This window comes from Planococcus soli, from assembly GCF_016881065.1.
GTDB classification, from domain to species: Bacteria; Bacillota; Bacilli; order Bacillales_A; family Planococcaceae; genus Planococcus; species Planococcus soli.
Map to the genome: position 1 here is coordinate 1 of NZ_WXYN01000025.1, position 20,965 is coordinate 20,965.

General features: G+C 41.0%; 18 protein-coding genes. 11 read left to right on the top strand and 7 right to left on the bottom strand.

Annotation, left to right across the window (positions count from 1 at the left end; translation table 11 throughout):
• Positions 1–39 precede the first annotated feature (39 nt).
• From GJB59_RS12780 to GJB59_RS12790, 3 genes are all read right to left on the bottom strand, one after another.
• A complete protein-coding gene (locus GJB59_RS12780; protein ID WP_203583273.1) occupies positions 40–780 on the bottom strand; it encodes a class F sortase in 741 nt (246 codons plus the stop codon).
• 92 nt (positions 781–872) lie between these two features.
• Positions 873–2,324 (bottom strand): UDP-N-acetylmuramoyl-L-alanyl-D-glutamate--2,6-diaminopimelate ligase, encoded by a 1,452-nt coding sequence (locus GJB59_RS12785; RefSeq protein ID WP_142830113.1) that lies wholly within the window; start codon positions 2,322–2,324, stop codon positions 873–875.
• A 312-nt stretch (positions 2,325–2,636) separates the two neighbouring features.
• Positions 2,637–3,236 (bottom strand): YdhK family protein, encoded by a 600-nt coding sequence (locus GJB59_RS12790; RefSeq protein ID WP_142830115.1) that lies wholly within the window; start codon positions 3,234–3,236, stop codon positions 2,637–2,639.
• 215 nt (positions 3,237–3,451) lie between these two features.
• On the opposite strand from GJB59_RS12790, the gene GJB59_RS12795 reads away from it, so the two are divergent.
• From GJB59_RS12795 to GJB59_RS12805, 3 genes are all read left to right on the top strand, one after another.
• Complete coding sequence (locus tag GJB59_RS12795; RefSeq protein WP_185960118.1) at positions 3,452–4,360, top strand: F510_1955 family glycosylhydrolase; 909 nt, start codon at positions 3,452–3,454, stop codon at positions 4,358–4,360.
• A gap of 108 nt (positions 4,361–4,468) precedes the next feature.
• Entirely contained in the window at positions 4,469–5,857 is a 1,389-nt protein-coding gene (locus tag GJB59_RS12800) for a sensor histidine kinase (RefSeq protein ID WP_142830118.1), read from the top strand.
• Positions 5,850–6,524: a response regulator transcription factor gene (locus GJB59_RS12805; protein ID WP_185960122.1), complete on the top strand. Its 675-nt coding sequence runs from the start codon at positions 5,850–5,852 to the stop codon at positions 6,522–6,524. The genes GJB59_RS12800 and GJB59_RS12805 overlap by 8 nt, the downstream gene beginning before the upstream one ends.
• A gap of 65 nt (positions 6,525–6,589) precedes the next feature.
• On the opposite strand, the gene GJB59_RS12810 is transcribed toward GJB59_RS12805, so the two are convergent.
• A complete protein-coding gene (locus tag GJB59_RS12810) occupies positions 6,590–6,922 on the bottom strand; it encodes a four-helix bundle copper-binding protein (protein ID WP_142830123.1) in 333 nt (110 codons plus the stop codon).
• Between the two features lie 331 nt (positions 6,923–7,253).
• Here GJB59_RS12810 and GJB59_RS12815 point away from each other — a divergent pair, with 331 nt between their 5' ends.
• The 8 genes from GJB59_RS12815 (at position 7,254) to GJB59_RS12850 (ending at position 16,932) form a co-directional block, all read left to right on the top strand.
• Positions 7,254–7,541, top strand: a complete 288-nt coding sequence (locus tag GJB59_RS12815) for a metal-sensitive transcriptional regulator (RefSeq protein WP_142830125.1) — start codon at positions 7,254–7,256, stop codon at positions 7,539–7,541.
• Between the two features lie 78 nt (positions 7,542–7,619).
• Complete coding sequence (copZ, locus tag GJB59_RS12820) at positions 7,620–7,823, top strand: copper chaperone CopZ (RefSeq protein WP_142830127.1); 204 nt, start codon at positions 7,620–7,622, stop codon at positions 7,821–7,823.
• A 100-nt stretch (positions 7,824–7,923) separates the two neighbouring features.
• Entirely contained in the window at positions 7,924–10,341 is a 2,418-nt protein-coding gene (locus GJB59_RS12825; RefSeq protein ID WP_142830129.1) for a heavy metal translocating P-type ATPase, read from the top strand.
• A gap of 243 nt (positions 10,342–10,584) precedes the next feature.
• On the top strand, positions 10,585–12,678 hold the full coding sequence (locus GJB59_RS12830) for a heavy metal translocating P-type ATPase (RefSeq protein ID WP_185960119.1): 2,094 nt from the start codon (positions 10,585–10,587) through the stop codon (positions 12,676–12,678).
• Positions 12,679–12,753: 75 nt separating this feature from the next.
• Positions 12,754–13,086: a hypothetical protein gene (locus tag GJB59_RS12835; protein WP_142830132.1), complete on the top strand. Its 333-nt coding sequence runs from the start codon at positions 12,754–12,756 to the stop codon at positions 13,084–13,086.
• A gap of 615 nt (positions 13,087–13,701) precedes the next feature.
• Positions 13,702–15,141: a M23 family metallopeptidase gene (locus GJB59_RS12840; RefSeq protein WP_142830134.1), complete on the top strand. Its 1,440-nt coding sequence runs from the start codon at positions 13,702–13,704 to the stop codon at positions 15,139–15,141.
• 78 nt (positions 15,142–15,219) lie between these two features.
• Positions 15,220–16,296: a stage II sporulation protein P gene (spoIIP, locus tag GJB59_RS12845; protein WP_142830136.1), complete on the top strand. Its 1,077-nt coding sequence runs from the start codon at positions 15,220–15,222 to the stop codon at positions 16,294–16,296.
• Positions 16,297–16,638: 342 nt separating this feature from the next.
• Complete coding sequence (locus GJB59_RS12850) at positions 16,639–16,932, top strand: AbrB/MazE/SpoVT family DNA-binding domain-containing protein (RefSeq protein ID WP_142830138.1); 294 nt, start codon at positions 16,639–16,641, stop codon at positions 16,930–16,932.
• A gap of 232 nt (positions 16,933–17,164) precedes the next feature.
• Here the strand turns inward: GJB59_RS12850 and xerS are convergent, their stop codons facing one another.
• The 3 genes from xerS to GJB59_RS12865 form a co-directional block, all read right to left on the bottom strand.
• On the bottom strand, positions 17,165–18,292 hold the full coding sequence (xerS, locus tag GJB59_RS12855; protein WP_142830140.1) for a tyrosine recombinase XerS: 1,128 nt from the start codon (positions 18,290–18,292) through the stop codon (positions 17,165–17,167).
• A 116-nt stretch (positions 18,293–18,408) separates the two neighbouring features.
• Positions 18,409–19,152 carry a Fic family protein gene (locus GJB59_RS12860; RefSeq protein ID WP_244946845.1) on the bottom strand — a complete coding sequence of 248 codons (744 nt, stop codon included), beginning with the start codon at positions 19,150–19,152 and terminating at the stop codon, positions 18,409–18,411.
• Between the two features lie 717 nt (positions 19,153–19,869).
• Positions 19,870–20,646 (bottom strand): hypothetical protein, encoded by a 777-nt coding sequence (locus GJB59_RS12865; RefSeq protein ID WP_142830144.1) that lies wholly within the window; start codon positions 20,644–20,646, stop codon positions 19,870–19,872.
• Positions 20,647–20,965 lie beyond the last annotated feature (319 nt).

Below are 20,965 nucleotides of genomic sequence, written 5' to 3' on the forward strand. Positions count from 1 at the left end.
AATTGCAGCATCGCGAACCGCATGCCACGTAATATTGAATTAGGAAGCTTTTACGTTTAGAGGTGGTTCAGGTAATTCGTCTGAAATCTTCGATTCAGAAATTAGCTCCGCTGAAATGACCAGGCGTTCTTCGTACGATCCAATATCTCGGCTGTAATCACCCGTGCAAGTAATTAAATTAAGCATCCGTTTGTCTGACTTCCCGAAGATTTCCTCTATTGGAGCCTGATCTGTTTGGTAACTATTAATTTCTTTCACTTCAAAAATCATCTTCCGGCCTTCCGTATCTGTTAAAGTTACTAGTTCTCCAATCTTTACTTTGGTCAAGTCATAGAAAACAGCTGGACCATTCAGACTGTCGACATGTCCGGCAAGCACCGCATGACCTTGCGATCCTGCCTTATATCCAGGTTCAAACCAGCCCACTTGATTTACATCTTCTGGTACTCCCATTTCTCCGTTCTCTAGTATTCCTGTTGGCTCTATAGCGGCGTCCACTCCGATTGACGGAATTTCAATCTGGGTTGGCTCCATTCCTTTTATGCTTTGCTGCCATTCGCTTTGAAGATTCTTCTGTTGTTCTGGAAGGATAGGGAACTCTTCGATTTTATCGGTATATATTCCAAATGTTTTTTCTTCCGTGGTTGTATTTTCTTCTTCAGTCAAATCAATTTGTTTAATTTCCTCTTCAAAAGTTGATCTATCAGCCAAAGGCTCGATGATAAAAAACAATGTGATACATAATAACAATGCGGTGCTCATCGTGATAATTTGTTTCAACTGGCATTCCTCCATTTCATCATATTTCATATGGTTTTTTGAAATTTTTTATAAAAGTCTGATTTAAAATTGCTCAACCAAGTTGGATTTAGCTAATTTGAGTTAGAAATAAAATCAATTGTTTCTCGATCGGATGTAGTTGGCAACTGGAAGTTTTGCTGATATTTCTCATGGCCTTTCCCAGTAATCAAAATCCAATCACCCATTTGACTTTCCTGTATCGCCTTTTTAATGGCTAAGGTGCGATCCAGAATGATACTTCCTTTCTCATTTCCATAGTTGTCATTTAAGTGTGTGTAAGCCTCTAACATATCTTTGATCGGCACCGAATTTAAGTCATCCAAAGTTAACATATATCGATCACTCAATTCAGCTGTAAGAGAAAGCATTTCACCTCTCTTACTCGAATCTCTGTCTCCCCGAAAGCCAAAAATATGAATAATTCTCTTTGCACCGCATTGTTTTGCGGTTGTTAAGCAGTGAACAATCGCATCTGGTGTATGAGCATAGTCAAATACAACGACCGCACCGTTTGTCTGTTTCGAAATTTCGAACCTGCCATCGACTCCTTCAAATTTGTAGAGCGACTGAAGAATACTTTCTTTGACTAGGCCCATTAGCTTTGCTGTCCCATATGCCATTAACGTGTTGTACATGTTGTGTATCCCGGAAATCGAAGAAAATGCAGCATTAAACTCATTGTTTTCTTCAAAAGAGACGGTTGAGTTATGCAAGTCAAAATCTATAATTCGCAGTTGATTTTTACTGGCTTTTCCAATCCGATAAACGAGCTTTCTTTCGTTTTGAAAGACACCTGTCAACTTTTCTCCCCAAGAATTGTCTGTGTTAGCTATAACTTTTCCATCTGGTTTTAACTGCTTAAACAACAACAATTTAGCTTGGAAATAGTCCTCCATAGAACTATGATAATCTAGATGTTCATGATGAAGGTTTGTAAATAAGCAATAATCAAAAGCAACGCCCTCTATACGATGCTGACTCAGGCCATGAGATGATACCTCCATGATAATGACCTCATCGTTACTGAGAGATATGAGTTTGTTTAATGTGAGTGAACTTGGAGTTGTATTGAAGCTGGGAATACGCTCTCCATTTATAATATTTTGTATCGTGCCTATCACTGAACAAGTCTTTCCGTTGCTTTCCAATATATGCTTTAGAATATAACTAGTCGTGGTTTTCCCATTTGTCCCGGTAATTCCAATCATCATTTTCTCCTTTGAGGGGTCACCATAAAAATTATTAGCAATTATTCCAAGCGCTTTTCTGCTGTTTGTCACTTGAATATACGGGATGGAGAGATCGGCAGAAGGGTGTTCACCTATGATTACAGCAGCACCTTTTGCGATCGCATTTTCTATATAATCATGACCATCACTGCCTAACCCTTTAATAGCAACAAATAGATCCCCTTCCTTAACATCTTTCGAATTATCTGCGAGTCCCTGAATTATCAAATTTGCCGAAGTATTTTCTAACTTTTTTTTTAAGTCAAGTCCATATAACAGTTGGTGTAATTTCATTTGCTGTCTAACCTCACTATTACTATTAGAATACGTCTATTTTAAAGAAAACCTATGGAGAAGGTGTGCAGAAGAGGGTATTTGAGAAGGTTGAAAAAAATTTTATTTCTTTGTAATGAAAATAAAATACTAAGATGATTTAAAGGGGACCGTCGAGGTTAAAGTACGTTGTGTAAGATAATGAATCAATGAGTAGCTCGTACGCTTTTTTAAAAAAGTTTTAGTATATTCATCAATCTCGAACAGATATAATACTTTTAAAAATTAAAACCCTAGGTTCTTATCTAATTAAGGACCTAGGGTTTAGTTGGCTTATTCGGCAGACAGTTCACTTTCTGTCAGCCATTTATGATTAACCACTTCTTCTCCTCCAGTAGTTGGAGTGAAATCGACCATATACACTGTTGTTTCTTCGGCAGAATCAATTTCTGCAGTCGCCCCATCCATGCCTTCCATATGATCTGCGGCAATGACAGCCTCGGCACCAGGTTCGAGCGGTTCTTCACCGGCATCTTCAAGTTCTTCATGGATTACCCATTTATGATCTTCCACCGGTTCTCCCCCTGTAGTAGGCGTAAAGGAAACGGCATACGCTGTGGTATCAAAAGCGCCGACTATGGTAGCTTCCGCTCCATTCATTCCCTCCATGTGATCCGCTTCAATCATCGCTTGGCTGCCGACTTCATAAGTTGGATTTTCCGCCTCTGCTAAATCCTCAGGAACTTCACCAGAACTGGAGTGGTTCATCCCTCCCATATCCATATCTTCATTAGAATCCATATTCATGTCTTCGCTAGAATCCATTTCCATTTGTTCATCGGAATTCATTCCTCCGTCATCACTGTTGCAGGCAGCTAACGTAAATGCAGCTAAGAGCGACATCGTTCCCATCATGAATTTCTTTTTTATCATCGTTTATCCCTCTTTCTTTTATAGTCTCTTTTTACTTTACCCATTAAGTATGCAAATCTTGTGCAGGAATGATGACATTTAGTTGTATAAAGAATCAAATAGCTAAAGGAGTCAGAAGAATCTGCACAGAAAGTCGAAACTTTTTAGGTAAACTTAAGGATAACTGATTGGAAAAGGATAAAATAAACAGAGCAAGAAAGTGGAGGATATAAAAAATGAAGAAAAAAAGATTTGCGTTAATTACGACAATGGCTGGGTTACTAATCACAGGATGTAGCAATAGTGGCGATGAAGCCTTTGAAGTTCCATTCGAGGGCGAATTGAGCCATGTTCACGGAATGGGCTATGCCGGAAATGATGATGGACTGTATTTTGCCTCTCACAGCGGCTTAAAGATTTACCGGGAAGGGGATTGGTTTGAAACATCGGATAATTTCTATGATTATATGGGGTTTAATGCAGTAGACGTAGGATTTTATTCGTCGGGACATCCAAGTGCTGACTCTGATTTGCCCAACCCACTTGGAATTCAGCGCAGTTTGGATGGCGGAAAATCCTTGGAGCGCATCGCATTTGAAGGAGAAACCGATTATCATGCCATGGCCGTTGGATATAACAGCCATGACATCTTTCTATTGAATCCAGCGGAAAATTCCTTATTGGAACCGGGTTTCCATAAAAGTATGAATGAAGGAAAAACTTGGGAGGCAGTGAATGCTGCTGGATTGGAGGGTGAAGTTTCTGCGCTGGCTATTCATCCAACCGATTCCAGCTTAGTTGCCGCTGCTACTTCTACCGGAATTTATGTATCGGAAGATGGAGGAGAAAACTTTGACTTAGTGACTCAGCAAAACGAGAGAGGGACAGCTGTTTTCTTCGATGAAGATTCACTGTTCTATGCAAGCTATGATAGTGGCCCGTCATTGATTAAGTATACAATTGAAACTAAAGTGCAGGAGATGCTGAATTTACCGGATCTTACAGAAGACGGAATAGCCTTCATCTTCCAAAATCCAAAGAACATCGAAGAACTGGCGCTTTATACCTTGCAAGGCCAAGCGTTTTTATCAGAAGATGATACAAAGACCTGGCTTCCATTGCTTGAAGAAGGAAATGTCCAATAAATGCGGGGATATAGGCGAATGGAATATACTATTGAATCTTATGGATTCAACTAGTTTTTTCAGTGGTTTGTATATCGATTAACCGGTTTGGTCATAAAGGAGGTTGCGATGTTTAATAAACTGTCATTAAAAATCGGTTTGCTGTTTTTTGTCTTTATCGTCATCATTGAATCGATTTTGTTCCTGACTTTGTATTTCACCTTTGTAAATGACCGGGTGGATGAAGTGATGGAGAATTTATTAGCCAGAGGAAATACTCATAGTGAAGTTTTGGAAGACAGTTTCGAACAAACCACATTGAACCATGTCGGCATGATGGAATCAGCATCTGATTTCATTGTAATTATTACGGATGTAGAAGGAAACCGGCTAGTGAATTCTGACTTGATTGAATCTGAAATGGCAGAAGTGCTCAACCATACGGACTTTGATGAAATTCCGACAGATGGAAGAATCGTGGAAGAGCAGTGGAAGGAGAAAAAGTACATTGCCACGGACAGTCCGATTACCATCAACGGAGAACACCAAGGACATGTCTTTATGTTTGCGGAAACGAGCCATATTAAACAGATCGTCGATCATTTAACAGAGCAGTTCTTAGTAATAGGGCTGGTTGCCATTTTTCTTACAATCGTTACCATTTTGGTGTTGTCCCGATTGATTACGCTGCCGTTGATCCGAATGAAGGAAGCGACCGAGCAACTGAGTAAAGGAAACAACCATGTCAAACTCAATATGGAAAGGAAGGACGAATTGGGCGAGTTGGCGAATGCGATTACCACCTTATCGGATGATCTGGACCGTTTAAAAACGGCGCGGAATGAGTTTTTAGCCAGTATCTCGCATGAACTGCGGACACCGCTTACCTACATCAAAGGGTATGCTGATATTGTGAGCCGATCAACCACTTCCCCGCAAGAACAAAAAGAATATATCGGTATTATCCGGGAAGAGACGACACACTTGACCGGGTTGATCCAGCAATTGTTTGAATTAGCTAAGATGGATCACAACCAGTTCTTGATAAAAAAAGAGTACTTTTCACTGGTCATGCTCTTTAACAATGTCAGTGGTCTGGTTCGGCCAGCCTTTGATGAAAAAAACATTTCTTTGTCGGTCAGGTGCGACCAGGACATTATCGCTGTTGTCGATCCGGAACGTTTCCAGCAAGTGTTGTTGAATGTATTGGATAACGCCAGAAAACATTCTGTAGAAGGGACCAAGGTGACTCTCCAGGGTATGCAAAATGAAGAAACAATTAGTATCAGCGTGAGTGATGAAGGAGAAGGCATACCGGAAGAAGATTTGCCTTTTGTGTTCGAACGGTTGTACCGGGTGGAAAAATCAAGGTCCAGACAACTCGGTGGAAGCGGTCTTGGGTTAGCGATTGCCAAAGAAATCGTTGAATCACACGGGGGACATATTCACATCGAAAGTGAACGAGGAAAAGGGACGCTGGTTCTGATTGAATTGAAGAGGGGGAATTCTCATTTATAAAGTACTGTTGGTGGACGATGAACAACGGATGCTGGATTTAGTTGCGTTGTACTTGAAACCGCATAATTATCATTGCAAAAAAGCGCTTGGAGCGCACGAGGCTCTCTCCTATTTGAAAGAAGAGGACGTTGACATCATCTTATTGGATGTGATGATGCCCGAAATGGATGGGTGGTCGCTTTGCCAAGAAATCAGGAAGTTTTCAGATGTGCCAATTATTATGCTGACGGCGCGAGAGCAGCAAGAGGATGTTATCAAAGGGTTAAAATTGGGGGCGGATGACTACATTACCAAACCTTTTGATGAGGAAGAGTTACTCGCGCGCATGGAAGCTCTATTGCGGAGAAGAACCCCGGTGAAGTTCATTGAAGTAAACGGATTGATTTGGGAAGGAGATCGGTTCGAACTTTCGTTCAAAAAGGAGCCAATCAAGTTAACCCCGAAAGAATTCGCCATGATGGGGCTCTTAATGGGAAATCCGAACAAGGTCTTTCCGAGGGAGCAATTGATTGATTTAATCTGGGGGTTTGATTCAAAAACAGAAGGGAGAACCATTGATTCGCATGTTCGAAATGTAAGGGAAAAAGTTAGGCAAGCCGGGTTTCCGATTGACGAACATTTTATCACAGTCTGGGGTATTGGATATAAGTGGATCAATATGCCATAACTAGTTGTAACAAAACAAAGCCCCCCGTACAAAAAAATCTTTTGTACGGGGGCTTTGTAAAAATATTACGCAATATTTCTGCACGCTTCGGCACATCTGTGACAAGCTTCCGCACAGCGTTTACAATGTTCGTGGTGATCTGCATGCTTATCGCATTCGTTACCGCAAGCTTCACAAACTTCCGCACAAACTTTCGCCAGCTGTGAAATAAAAGGCGAGTTTCTGGTGATTGCATGTTCTAAAAATGCGCAGATATCGGCGCATTCCCGGTCTAATCGAATACACTGTGCCACCATCTTGACATCTTCTTCCTGCAGACAAGCGTCAAAACAGTGATTACATTCCGCTGCGCAATCGTGCAAGGCCTGAATAAGTTCTTGATGTTGTTCATGTGCCATTCCTAAAACCTCCATTTTTGTATTTGTGCTTCCTAATTAGAGTTCCCGTTGCTTTTATAATTAAACGATAATTTAGAAACTCCATAGAAACTGCACAACTTCAAGTTCCACCGATGTAGACGCATTGTTGATTAAAACGGTTAACCATCTAAATTCTTAAATTTTTCTACTTATCAATTGAAAATAGTAAAAGAAAAATCTCTACTGTAAATTAAAGTAATGAAAGAACTGCTGCTTTAGAGTGATATATTGGAAGAATCCCTTACTTTGACGAAAACTCTTAAACAACGTATAATACGGGTATAGGGTATATTCAAGGAGGATTGAACCAATGGAAAAAACGCTAAAGACAACAGTACAACCCAATAAAGAACAACTACTGAATCGGTTGAAACGGATTGAAGGACAAGTTCGCGGTGTTCATCAAATGGTGGAAAACGATCGTTACTGTGTGGACATTCTACACCAAGTAAGCGCCATCCAATCCGCCATGAATAGAGTATCACTCGCTTTACTGGAAGATCATACGCATCACTGTGTAACAAAAGCCATCAAAGAAAACAAAGGCGAAGAAGCAATTAGTGAGCTGATGGATGTTATGAAAACCATGACAAAATAAAATAGTAGAAATACTAGTTGATATACCCTTAAGGGGTATGGTAAGGTTTGACTAATATTACTCGTGGAGGTGAAAAATATGACTGAAACATTGAAAGTACAAGGGATGTCTTGTGGCCACTGCGTGAATGCAGTTGAAACAAGCGTCGGTGAAATCCAAGGTGTCTCGAGTGTAAAAGTGGACCTTGGCAAGGGCGAAGTGGCAGTTGCATATGATGAAACCAAAACGTCATTGAATGAAATTCAAGAGGCAATTGGGGAGCAAGGCTATTCCGTTGTCTAACTTTTTTAGCTATCTAGTAATTAGAAGATAAGGTCATACCCCGCGTGTGACCTTTCTTTTTCAAAAAAATATACCCCGGCATAGTATGGGAGGGATAAAGATGAAGACCAAAGAAAAAACATTGCAGATCAGCGGCATGACTTGTGCTGCGTGTGCGAACCGGATTGAAAAAGGGCTTTCGAAAATCGAGGGCGTTGAAAAAGCAAACGTCAATTTTGCATTGGAACGCTCCACAATTGTATATGATCCGGATAAAACGAATATCCAGGAGTTCAAAGAGAAAGTCGGAAAGCTTGGCTATAATGTGGTCGAAGAGAAAGTGGATTTTGATGTTTCAGGGATGACTTGCGCAGCATGTGCCAACCGGATTGAAAAAAGGGTCAGTAAAATGGACGGTATTTCAAGCGCGAATGTCAATTTTGCTTTAGAGAAAATTACGGTGAGTTATGACGCAAATCAAGTCACGCCTTCGGACATGATGGAAACAGTCAAGAAGCTCGGGTATGACCTTATCCCAAAACAAGACAGCGAAAATAAGCTGGATCATAAAGAACAGGAGATTCGTTCTCAGACGAGGAAATTTTTACTGTCACTGGTACTGACGCTTCCGTTGGCCTGGACAATGATTAGTCATTTCGAATTTTTATCTTTTTTATATTTGCCAATGTTTCTGATGAACCCTTGGGTTCAGTTGGCGTTAGCGGCCCCGGTACAATTCATTGTCGGAGCACAATTCTATAAGGGTGCGTTTAATGCGCTTCGAAACAAAAGTGCGAACATGGATGTGCTTGTCGCCCTTGGAACAAGTGCTGCGTTTTTCTATAGTCTCTTCTTGACGATAGAATGGGCAACTGCGGGAAGTATGGGAATGGCGGAGCTATATTATGAAGCTTCTGCTGTAATCATTACCTTGATTGTACTTGGCAAGCTATTTGAGGCCCGGGCAAAAGGAAAAACAAGCCAAGCCATACAAAAGCTTTTGGGGCTGCAGGCAAAAACAGCGCGCCTCCTGCGAGATGGCATGGAAGTGGAGGTGCCAATTGCACAAGTGGTAGCTGGCGACACTCTATTAGTTAAGCCGGGTGAAAAAATACCGGTTGATGCGCAGGTGTTGGAAGGACAATCAGCAGTAGATGAATCGATGCTAACCGGGGAAAGCATGCCGGTCGATAAAATAAGTGGGGATACAGTCATCGGAGCAACCATCAACAAAAATGGCTCGCTGAAGTTGCAGGCTATGAAAGTTGGCAAAGATACTGCACTCGCTCAAATTGTAAAAGTCGTTGAAGATGCACAGGGTTCTAAAGCGGATATCCAACGTTTAGCAGATAAAATTTCCGGCATCTTTGTGCCAATCGTTGTCGGAATTGCGGCTGTGACATTTCTGATCTGGTATTTTGTCGTGTCACCTGGCGATTTCCGCGCAGCACTTATCCCAACCATCTCTATCCTTGTCATTGCTTGTCCATGTGCTCTCGGTCTAGCAACACCGACATCGATTATGGCTGGCTCTGGCCGGGCTGCAGAAATGGGTTTGCTGTTTAAAGGTGGAGAACACCTGGAAAATACACAATCCATTGACACCATCGTGTTGGATAAAACCGGAACCGTAACAAAAGGAGAGCCAGCACTAACGGCTGTTGTGGTTACAGGCGGTTTCCCCGAAGCTGAACTGCTTCAGTTGATTGGTTCAGCAGAAAGTGCTTCGGAACATCCGCTGGCACAAGCCATAGTCAACGGTGCAAAAGAAGCAGGCCATGCGCTTTCGAACCCCACTGAATTTGAAGCATTGCCAGGATACGGCATTCATGCAGTCGTGGATGGCAAAGAACTGCTTGCAGGTACACGGAAACTGTTGACTCAGCATGAAGTTGCGTTTACGGAAGTAGAAACACTTATGGAACAGCTGGAAAGTGAAGGGAAAACCGCGATGCTTGTCGCAGTGAATAAACGAGCAGTCGGTGTTGTGGCAGTGGCAGATACGGTTAAAGAGACATCGAAAGAAGCGGTCAGCCGATTGCAGAAGCTAGGAATCGACGTGATTATGCTGACAGGCGATAATAGCCGCACTGCGCAGGCGGTGGCAAAACAGGTGGGCATTACAAACGTCATTTCGGAAGTCCTGCCGGAAGAAAAGAGCGATGAGATTAAGAAACTGCAGGCACAGGGGAAAAAAGTGGCCATGGTTGGTGATGGGATTAATGATGCACCGGCACTGGCGACTGCGGATATCGGCATGGCTGTCGGAACAGGGACGGATATTGCGATTGAAGCGGCAGATATTACGCTCATGCGCGGAGATCTGAATAGCGCAGCGGATGCGATTATCATGAGTCGCAAAACGATGCGCAACATTAAACAAAATCTGTTTTTCGCGTTTATTTATAACACCATCGGTATCCCAATTGCAGCAATCGGGCTTCTTGCTCCTTGGGTAGCAGGAGCTGCAATGGCGTTCAGTTCAGTGTCCGTAGTTTTGAATGCCTTGCGTTTGCAACGAACAAATTTACTGAAATAAGATAACCCAAACCCTGGTTCTAATTAAATTAACTGGAGTTTGGGTTATTTTTCTGTGATTTCTCCACAGTTTCTCGAAAAAGATTGTATAAACTGAAAATTACAGAACTGCCTCAACTGCTTTAAAATCGTTTGCTGTAACTACTTCGAAACGTTCCTGCCAAGCCGTTAATTTGGCTATCAATATAGAAAAAGTAAGGTTGGTTTAGAAGGATATTGATCATATTAGACGAGGAGAGATTTTATGAAAAAAAATCATGGTCAAGACAGCCCTCATGAACATTCAAATTCAACTGAACAGGAACATCATCATTCAGAACATCATCACGACGAATCTACGGTCACGAAAGAGAAACAGCATGGGGAATCAGGAAGCCACGACCATCACGGACATCAAGGGCATGGCGATATGGTGGAAGATTTCAAGAAACGGTTCTTTATTTCATTGATTTTGACGCTTCCGATTCTGGCATTATCTCCGATGATTCAGCATTTCATGGGAGTTAATTGGCGCTTTGGCAATGATATGTACCTGTTATTTGGCCTATCGACCATTGTTTTCTTTTATGGGGGATGGCCGTTTCTAGTCGGTGGCATCAGGGAGTTGAAAGAAAGAAATCCTGGCATGATGACTTTAATCGCACTGGCCATTACGATTGCTTATGGTTACAGCACCATGGTGGTATTCGGTTGGGATGGCAATCAGCTGTTCTGGGAACTGGCAACCCTGGTCGTCATCATGCTGCTGGGACATTGGATTGAAATGCGTTCGATCATGGGTGCTTCCAAGGCACTTGAACAGCTAATTCAGTTGATGCCGAATGAAGCACATAAATTGGATGATAATAATCAAGTGCAGGATGTGCCGTTATCCGAAATCAAAAATAAAGATCGGCTGCTGGTGAAACCGGGTGAAAAGATTCCGGTGGATGGTTCCATTGTGGAAGGGAAATCCACAGTAGATGAATCCATGCTGACGGGAGAATCCATGCCCATCGACAAAACAGAAGGCGATAGTGTCATCGGCGGTTCGGTGAACAAGGAAGGCTCCCTGACTGTGGAAGTGGAGAAAACCGGGGAAGAGTCTTATTTATCGCAAGTAATCAAGATGGTCAAAGAAGCGCAGGAATCCAAATCCAGAACACAGGACTTGACGAACCGTGCAGCCAAGTGGCTGTTTTATCTGGCGATAGTGGCAGGTCTTGCAACATTTTCTGTATGGCTGCTGCTTGGTTACTCTTTGGATATTGCAGTTGAACGAATGGTCACAGTTATGGTTATTACATGCCCTCACGCATTAGGATTAGCGGCACCGCTTGTGGTTGCAGTTTCGACTTCCATATCGGCAAAAAAAGGCTTATTGATCCGGAATCGGACCGGATTCGAAGATGCCCGAAATTTGAATGCCGTCGTTTTTGATAAAACAGGAACATTAACAAAAGGAGAGTTCGGCGTCACAAATATTGTGCCAAACGGTGATTACACAGAAGAAGACGTTTTAAGGTTTGCTGCCACTATCGAACAGAATTCGGAACACCCAATTGCAGCGGGCATCGTGAATTCCGCAAATGAAAAAGGGATTACATTTGGGAGAGTCAACAATTTTGAATCGATTACCGGAAAAGGCATTCAAGGAGAAGTAGATGGCCGAAGAGTTAACGTTGTCAGTCCCGGATATGTGAACAGCAACAAACTAAGCTATGATCAGCAACAGTTCACTGAACTATCGGAAGAAGGAAAAACAGTCGTATTTGTTTTGGTGGAAGATGAACTTGCTGGAATGGTCGCCCTTGCCGATATGGTTCGTGAAACGGCCAAAGAAGCCGTTGTGGCATTGAAGGAACAAGGCATTCATTCCATCATGCTAACCGGGGACAATAAGAAAGTGGCAGACTGGGTAGCAAGACAAGTGGGCATCGACGAAGTCTATGCAGAAGTATTGCCGGATGACAAAGCCAATCAAATCAAAAAAATCAAAGAAAAAGGCTGGAAAGTGGCGATGACCGGAGATGGTGTGAATGATGCACCAGCACTCGCCACTGCCAATCTCGGAATCGCTATCGGGGCCGGAACTGATGTCGCCATGGAGACGGCTGATGTAATACTTGTCCGGAGCAATCCGAACGATGTGGTTGCATTGATGGACTTATCAAAAAAGACCTATCGGAAAATGGTACAGAATTTATGGTGGGCCACTGGATACAATATTTTTGCCATTCCACTGGCTGCGGGTGTCCTGGCTCCTTGGGGAATTGTGGTCAGTCCTGCGATTGGCGCCGTATTCATGAGTTTAAGCACCATCATTGTTGCCATCAATGCAAAACTTTTAAAAGCATAAAATTTTTGTGTATAGGAAATTTAAATTTTTATCAAAGCTGCATTCAAGAATCTATTTAACTTCAGGAGGGATGAAATGAAAATTCAAATCATATGTGAGAACTGCAGTACAATTGCAGAACTTCTCCCTCAGAGCAAAGATGCAGACGTGGGTATCCGAACAGTAAATCAGAAATTTCTCGTAGGCGTGAGCTGGAAGAACGAGGTTATTGAGAACTTTCAAGAAGATTTTATCGACAAATTAGGCAAGGCTACTTCAAACGAGGAACGAAAAGAAATCTTAGAGGACGGGATAACAAAGAATACGTTTGCTGAAACCGTTGATTTTGAATTGAGTTTCACCTGCAGGGGATGCGGAGATCGGATTACCTTAAATGACTTTCAATTAATCGATCTTATTGGCTTTTAAACGAAGTATAAGAATCGATTAAAATACACCATACAGATGAGTTATCAAGTTTTATCAAAAGTTCTTTCAGAGTCCGACATTAAAGAGCATCTTCAGCTATGTAGTAGCTGAAGATGCTCTTTTTCATAAGTGGAAGCATGGACTGTATGATGTTTGCAAGTACCACTTCTGAGAACGTACAGATAGCTGTGTTAAAACAAATAACAGAAGATTATAATATGTGATTATGGCAATTATCAGGACAATTGAAAGGTGCTTTTAAGAAACAGGCATAGTGGAGGCGGCCATTCTTAACCAACACAAAGCACGTAAATTTACCTATTTAATTCAGTCTCGATAGTTTCTCCATAAGTTTCCCTTATTATAAGAAGAGTTTTGAGACGCTATTATTTCTTGCAAATTAGATTGCAATTTTTTTAGAAAGCTAAATTGATTTATTGAAAATTGAAGCAACTTTTGAGCTGAAGTGTGTTAACAAATAAATAGCAACGAAAACCTTTAAGAAAAAACTGATGAGTTACCATATATAGAGTGATGATTGTTGCCGATTAGAATAAATCTTGATTTCTAATGGGCAACAACTAAATAATGAACATCCGGAAGGGGAATATGAAGGTGAACTTGAAATCGAAATGGATGGTGACCGGTGTCTCAACTGTGTTAGCCCTCACCATGTACTTGCCAACAACGAATGCAGATACGTTAAGCGAACTTGAAAAAAAGCAGCAGGAAACAGAACAGAAAAAGAGTGAATTAGATGCTGGAATCAACGAAAAATCAAATGCAATCAGCGAAAATCAAACGAAATTAACCGGAATTATGACGAAAATCACGGAACTGGATAATAAAATCAAAGAAACTGAATTCAAAATTACTGCAGTTCAAGAAGAAATCGATCAAACGAAAAGTGAAATTGATGAGTTGAAAAAATCAATTGAAGAACTCGAAGAGAAAATTAACGAGCGAACAGAGTTGCTTAAGGAGCGTGCCCGTGCCATTCAAATGAGTGGTGGATCGGTGGATTACATAGATGTCTTGCTTGGTGCTAATAGCTTTATTGATTTTATCGACCGGTTCTCTGCCGTGAATACATTAATTGAAGCAGATCGAGAAATTATGCTGCAACAAGCGCAAGACAAAGAGCTGTTAGCTGAACAGAAAGCCGAAGTGGAAACGAAGCTCACCGCACAAAGAGAACGCCAAACAGAGCTTCAAGAGCTTCAAAATTCACTTGCCTCTCAAAAAAGCGAGCAAAATGGGCTAGTGAAAGAGCTGACAGCGGAACAGAGCCGATTAGCCAGTGCAAAATCCGAACTGGAAGATCGGTTTGAAGAAGAAATAGAAATCAGTGTTGATTTGGAACAACAAATCGTGGCTGAGCAAACGCGTCTCGCTGAATTGGCAAGGAAAGCGGAAGAAGAACGCCAACGGAAATTAGCCGCCGAAGAAGAACGTCAGCGTCAAGCAGCGGCTGAAGCCGAAAAACAGCGCCAAGCAACCGCTAAAAAGGAAGCTGAGGCAGAACGTGCGGCGACAGACCGCAAAGCGACAATTGCCTCAAAAAAGACTGACAATACGAGTGCTTCAAGTACATCAAGACCGGCAGAAAAGCCGGCATCTAGTTATACCGCACCTGCTGCTTTAACAAGCTCTCCGTTTATCAGACCGGCAGCAGGCCGGCATACATCCGGATTTGGCGGCCGGGATATCGGGGATGGGGCTGAAACGCATTTAGGCTACGATATTGCTAATGTAACGGACACACCTATCGTGGCAGCTGCAGAAGGTATTGTATCCTATGCCGGTGTAATGGGGGGATATGGAAATGTCGTAATTGTTACTCATTCAATTAATGGACAGACTCACGCGACAGTATACGCACATATGAATTCCATCAACGTCTCGGTCGGTCAGTCTGTTTCACAAGGGCAACAAGTCGGAGGCATGGGGAATACGGGACGTTCTACAGGAACCCATCTGCACTTTGAAGTTCACGTAGGGCCTTGGAACGGTGCACGTTCGAATGCTGTAAATCCAGCCCAGTATATTAGATAATCCTGAAAACAATCGGCATTTTCTACTATGCCGATTGTTTTTTCTTCTATACCATTTTAATTTAAGGGAGATTAAGTCATGTTGCCCAGAAGTCAAACAAATACTAAAAAAAACAAGAAGAAAGCTTCTGCATTAACTGATCTATACTATTGGACACTTTTTATCTCAACTTTTTTACTGATCATTGCTTTGACGTTTATATACTTCAATATAGAAGGGAAAGACCGTGAAAATGTTGAACCAGAAGATCTGAAGTCTCAGGCAGAATCGGATTTAAATTCATCAAACTTTAACTTTCAACTCCTTAAGCCGGCAGATGGAACAACTGGTTCTTCAAACGGCACTCTCAATCCGGAAGAGGGAACCACATTATATGCGGAGCAACTAACAAGAGATGAATTTCAACCTGCTATGAAAGATCTATTTAAAGACAGGGATCTTTCACCAGAGAATGCCGAAGATATATTTGAAAATATAGGTTCCTCAACTAAACTAAACACAGGGCACTCGACTTTCGGTAGAGAGGTCATCTACATTTATCACTCTCACAGCAGAGAAACATTTTTGCCTTATTTAAAAAAGACAGATCAACCAGAAGAAGCTTATCATTCAAAAGCCAATATTACGTTGGTTGGGGAAATGTTGGGGAAGTCTTTGAAGCGAAGAGGCATAGGGACAACAGTCAATTCTACTGATATTGTTCAAGAATTGGATTCAAGAGGATTAGACTATGGCAGTTCTTACGCTGTTTCGGGAGAACATGTGAGGGCTGCTCAAAAAGAAAACAGTGACTTGGAAATCTTTCTAGATATACATCGGGATTCAATACGCAAAGATTCTACCACTATCGAACTGAGTGAAGAGGATTATGCACAGCTGTTATTTGTTGTTGGTACGGGTCACAAGGAATTCGAAAAGAATCTGGCATTCACGGAAGATTTACATCAACAGCTTGAAATTCAATATCCCGGATTGTCTAAAGGAATACTTGAAAAAGACAGCAGTCAAGGGAACGGTGTCTACAATCAGAATTTGTCTCCCAACTCAGTCATTGTTGAAATTGGCGGAGTCGATAGTACAGTAGAAGAACTTCACCGGACAGTTGAAGCATTGGCAGAAGTCTTAAGCGATTATTATTGGCATGGAGAAAAGTAATCAGATTTATCTTCAGTTTATATATCGTCGGATTATCAGAAGCTGAAATATGAACTGTGAAACCAACAAGGAGAGGAAGAGCAGTTTCATTTAATTTCCCTCCCCGTTATTTAGATTTTTTTCTTTGATCAAGGAATTATTTCTATTATTATCTAATAAACTATTCCTTAATAAATAAAGTATTATAGGTACTGTTTCAAAAGCAACTTACAAGAGAATGAATAGAGAGAGGCATTTCTAAATATAAGAAGTCTCTCATCGAACTTGAAAATCCTTACTATTTCCCAACAAGAAAAAGAGAATTAAGTAGGAACTATAAATTAAGAAAGAGAGAGAATCTTAATGAAAAATACGGGTATTGTACGTAAAATGGACAAATTGGGTCGAATTGCTATCCCCCATGAATTAAGACAAATTCTACAATTTCATGAGAGAGAAAAGGTCGAGATTTTTGTAGAAAAAGGACGAATTGTACTAAAGAAATATCAGCCGCTCGGTGTCTGTCTGGTGACTGGTGAAATACTTTCCGAAAACAAGAAATATGCACCCGGCATATCCCTCAGTTCAAAAGGAGCAGCAATTTTATTGGAGCAGCTAACTAAGAGCGACAAGTCTCAAACACCGGTAGAATATTAGTTAAGTTGCTCGTTTAGCTTTTTCGCTTCATTTAAAAAGAAAACCATGTAGTATAGATTAGGAGAGGATAGCTTGCAATTACGAGTTATCTTTTCTTATCAGTAATTTATATGTTCGCAAAATATCTACTTAAGGAATTTTAATGGATCCAGACTAAAACTTGTTTTAGTAGTATAGTGCATGTGGAAAAGGACAGATAGCTTACTAAGCCATCTGTCCTTTTTCATAACCCTTATTTTTCTTTATCTGCACGCTTTAACCGATTGGTCTCCATCCGCGTTAATACCTGTTCGTTATCCTTATTGGAAAGATTGGTATAGAGAGAAGTGGTTTCAATGTTGCTGTGACCCAGCTGATCTCGCAGAAGGACAATATTGCCGCCATTTCGTATAAAATCAGCCGCAAAACTGTGTCGTAGTTTGTGAGGGCTCATGCCTTCTCCTTGGGCAAAAGCAGCAGTATACTTGGTCACCAGGTTCTCAATGGCACGGCGGGAGAGCGGGCGAGTGGTCCCTCCATAAAGCGTCACGAACAGGAAAGGCACTTCTTTCGATTCGGTATACCGAGCTTCCCGGATCTCTATGTATTCTTTTAAGTGCTGAATTGCTTGGTCCATCACCCGGACAGTATCTTCTTTCGCGCCTTTTCGCTTGAGGTCGATTAATTGTTTTTTAAGATTCACTTTCTTGACGAGAATGCGCGCCATTTCTCCAAGACGGATGCCGCTTCCAAGGAAAAGAGAGAGGATAGCCAAATCCCGTTCCTTGTCCCGAGTGAACCGTTGGCGTGAAAGGCCACTTGCCAGAGTTGCTTCATATCCGTGTTCAATAAACTGGAGGAAATCATTGATTTCATGCTCATTCAAGATGACGGAGCTGATCTTTTGTGCGCGGCGGCTGGCCGTCTCTTTTTTTGTATGCAACACAATCTTGCTCATGACATTGCGGTAGAAGTACGATTCACCGTCTTCATTTTCCGTTTCCTTCGTCAGGTAATTAAAGAGTGATTTCAGCGCATTCACAGATAGCGTGACGACCGCATTGCCGCGCTTTTTCACGGTATTTTGCTCATGTGTGAGGGATTCTTCCTTCAAGAATTCAATATAATGCTCCACGTCCTGCTTCTTGAGTTCTGCCAATACGGAATAGGGGATGGAAGCGGTATCCTTAGCCTCTACCAAGCTTTCCCGGAGCAGCCACTGGAAAAAGTGCTGGAAGCGGTAGAGGTACTGCAACAACGTATCTGCCGAAAGCCCGTTCCGTTTCTTAGAACGGATATACTCGACAACATAGAAGGGCATGTCTTTCAGTTGTTTTTCAATCCGTTGGAGGACCTGTAGTTCTTCAGGTGTTAATGCCATGTCATGATGGCCTCCTTTTTTATGTATTTCTATATGTTCGCAAAATGTAATTTAAGCGAACATATAGGGGTAATAAGGTCTTTTTCTAGAAAATCATAAAGTTAATGAACTAATTGCTATAGAATCGCTTTTAAATAAGTCATTAAACTTTCTTCTACACACTGGGCAATCAACTCGAGAAAAGGCTGTGTATTACCTTGTACGCTCGCTGTTTCCAGCACTTTGTAATAGGTTAAGCGCTGCGTATCTTCTGCTTTAACGATAGCGGGAGGGAGGCCATGACCCATGAGGATCAAGTTCATCAGCAATCTCGCAGTCCGTCCATTGCCATCTGTAAACGGATGGATGTATACGAACTTAAAATGAAACAATGCAGCCAACTCTACCGGATGCAGACGGTCTTTTTCTTGGTCATACCAGGCGAAAAGCTCTTGCATTTCATTCGCCACCTGCAGAAAATGCGGCGGTTCGTGCTGGCTGCCCGAGATTCGCACATTGATGGAGCGATACCTGCCGGCGTTTTCATCGTCGATGTTCTTTAAGATCAAGTGATGAATCGTCTTTAAGGTGCGCTCATCCAACGGCTCAGTTTGAGTGACCTGTTCCTCGATAAAGCTGATGGCTTCTGCGTGGTTGATGACTTCGAAATGCTCCTGAAGCCGCTTACCACCAATGGTTAAGCCATCTTCCATGATCACTTTGGTTTCAATCAGCGACAAGGTATTGCCTTCGATGGCATTCGAATTATAGGTCCATTCCACACGATACACGTCGCGAAGGTTCTTCACAGCTGCAGCCGGAAGAGGTCGGTGTTGATCTAATTGCTTTTTTAATTCGTCAACACGAGTAAATGAGTTCACTTTGCAACACCTGCTTTTCAGAGGATTAAAGGAATGATTGCTTGATTTCAGTTGAGTTGCTGCTAATTGTCTTGATACTCTATATTTTATCATATGGCTACTCTATTTGTTCGTTAAATTAATATTTTGCGAACATATAAATTGCTAATAAGAAAAGATAGTCTGTAATTACAGACTACCCTCCACTACTTTATACTATATGGTTCTCTTTTTAACTGAAGAGAAAAAGCTAAACGAGAAGCTTGACTAATATTCTAATGATGTTTTAGACTTGTCGCTCTTAATTAGCTGCTCCAGTAAAATTGTTGCTCCTTTGGCATATCCCTTATTTTGGATCAGTTCAAAATGGGATTACTTTTTAAAGTGTCTACCATTTAGGGTTCAATTCACTATCATTATCTTCGTTTTCTTTTATTAGCAACAAAAAAGGCAATTACAAGAATAACTAAAATAACAATTACAAAAACAATCCCTATATTGGTATAAAGCGATTCGATATATTCCATTCATTCCTCTCCTTCCTTTGATGAAGAATAAACTCAAAAATAAAGTACAATTATTACCTTATACCCCTTTTTTTAAAAAAACATGTGCTATGAATTTTAATTCCTTTGAATGCTTTAAGCAAATGCTTAATCACAAATAAAATGACCTACTGGTGTGCGGAATACGAACACAAATAGGCCACCTTCAGTTACCGTTCCTTATAATACAAGATTAATTATTATATCCTGTATACAAATTGTTCGCTACTCTCAAAGTTAAATATACTATCGAGCTTGCCGTACCTCCTGCTGCTACATATTGAAATTTTAGCTGTGCTTGTGCGGGGTTATCGAGTGTCTCATACTTTCTAATAATACTTAAGCTTATGTTGTTGGCAGTTCCACCAAAGGTTCCTACCCACGCACCTCGAACACTTGAAATATAATCTTTACTACTACCAGATAGAAGGGTGAAATTAGCATAGAAATGTGCATCAGCAATACCAGTCTTCATGTACACTTTTGCATTACTATAAGTAGCATATCCTGTACCAGTACTAATTGTTCCAGGAGTTACACCCAAAGGTGTAATTACGTCCCCTTCAGAATCTGTTTTCACTACCCCTTCTTCTACTTTAGCAGGATCTATGGTAGTTATTTTTACCGAACCATCATTAAATGTCTCGATAGTTTCTATTCCATCATCTTTTTCGACTGTTTTAGAGTTTACAATCTCACTAGATTCATTGAGCGAGTCCCAAAGTTTACCAGATCGAATCTTTGCTATCAATTTTTGTTGTACTGGTTCCTCTACACCATATTCAGTTAGAAAACTTTTTAAATGATTAACATCTTCTTTTGTCAATTTGTGTTTTTCTAAATGTTGTTCCTGCAAAGTAGGAGCCTCTGCAGTTGGACTAGAAGCATAAACACCAGCATTAGAACTCAAAAGTAAAGATAAAGCTAAACCTGAAGAACCTACAACCTTCAAAACATTCTTTTTCTTCATTTTTTCATCCTCCATTTTTTCTATTTTCTTACATTATAAGTTTATTTTAAATAGTCTGATAAATAAACATTTTTTTGGATGAAAATGTTATTTTTATAAAAAATAAGTAAAATAGAGAAAATGGGACAAAGTCTCTCTGATAAAAATAGATATGCTTTTGCATCAGTTCATTTTGAGTGTACTCTTAATAGACTTAAAAAGTTAAAGTGAAAATTTAGTTGTAACTTACTAATTAACGTTTTTATAAAAAAAAAAGCGAAAGATCAGGGGCCAAAAAAGGGTCCCTGATCATTCGAATTCTTTGCTTCGCATAAAAGAC

Excerpts from the sequence above, each read along its gene's own strand:
- GJB59_RS12785 (WP_142830113.1), bottom strand. The coding sequence starts at position 2,324 with ATGAAATTACACCAACTGTTATATGGACTTGACTTAAAAAAAAAGTTA.
- GJB59_RS12790 (WP_142830115.1), bottom strand. The coding sequence starts at position 3,236 with ATGATAAAAAAGAAATTCATGATGGGAACGATGTCGCTCTTAGCTGCA.
- GJB59_RS12795 (WP_185960118.1), top strand. The coding sequence starts at position 3,452 with ATGAAGAAAAAAAGATTTGCGTTAATTACGACAATGGCTGGGTTACTA.
- GJB59_RS12800 (WP_142830118.1), top strand. The coding sequence starts at position 4,469 with ATGTTTAATAAACTGTCATTAAAAATCGGTTTGCTGTTTTTTGTCTTT.
- GJB59_RS12810 (WP_142830123.1), bottom strand. The coding sequence starts at position 6,922 with ATGGCACATGAACAACATCAAGAACTTATTCAGGCCTTGCACGATTGC.
- GJB59_RS12815 (WP_142830125.1), top strand. The coding sequence starts at position 7,254 with ATGGAAAAAACGCTAAAGACAACAGTACAACCCAATAAAGAACAACTA.
- copZ (WP_142830127.1), top strand. The coding sequence starts at position 7,620 with ATGACTGAAACATTGAAAGTACAAGGGATGTCTTGTGGCCACTGCGTG.
- GJB59_RS12825 (WP_142830129.1), top strand. The coding sequence starts at position 7,924 with ATGAAGACCAAAGAAAAAACATTGCAGATCAGCGGCATGACTTGTGCT.
- GJB59_RS12830 (WP_185960119.1), top strand. The coding sequence starts at position 10,585 with ATGAAAAAAAATCATGGTCAAGACAGCCCTCATGAACATTCAAATTCA.
- GJB59_RS12835 (WP_142830132.1), top strand. The coding sequence starts at position 12,754 with ATGAAAATTCAAATCATATGTGAGAACTGCAGTACAATTGCAGAACTT.
- spoIIP (WP_142830136.1), top strand. The coding sequence starts at position 15,220 with ATGTTGCCCAGAAGTCAAACAAATACTAAAAAAAACAAGAAGAAAGCT.
- GJB59_RS12850 (WP_142830138.1), top strand. The coding sequence starts at position 16,639 with ATGAAAAATACGGGTATTGTACGTAAAATGGACAAATTGGGTCGAATT.
- xerS (WP_142830140.1), bottom strand. The coding sequence starts at position 18,292 with ATGGCATTAACACCTGAAGAACTACAGGTCCTCCAACGGATTGAAAAA.
- GJB59_RS12865 (WP_142830144.1), bottom strand. The coding sequence starts at position 20,646 with ATGAAGAAAAAGAATGTTTTGAAGGTTGTAGGTTCTTCAGGTTTAGCT.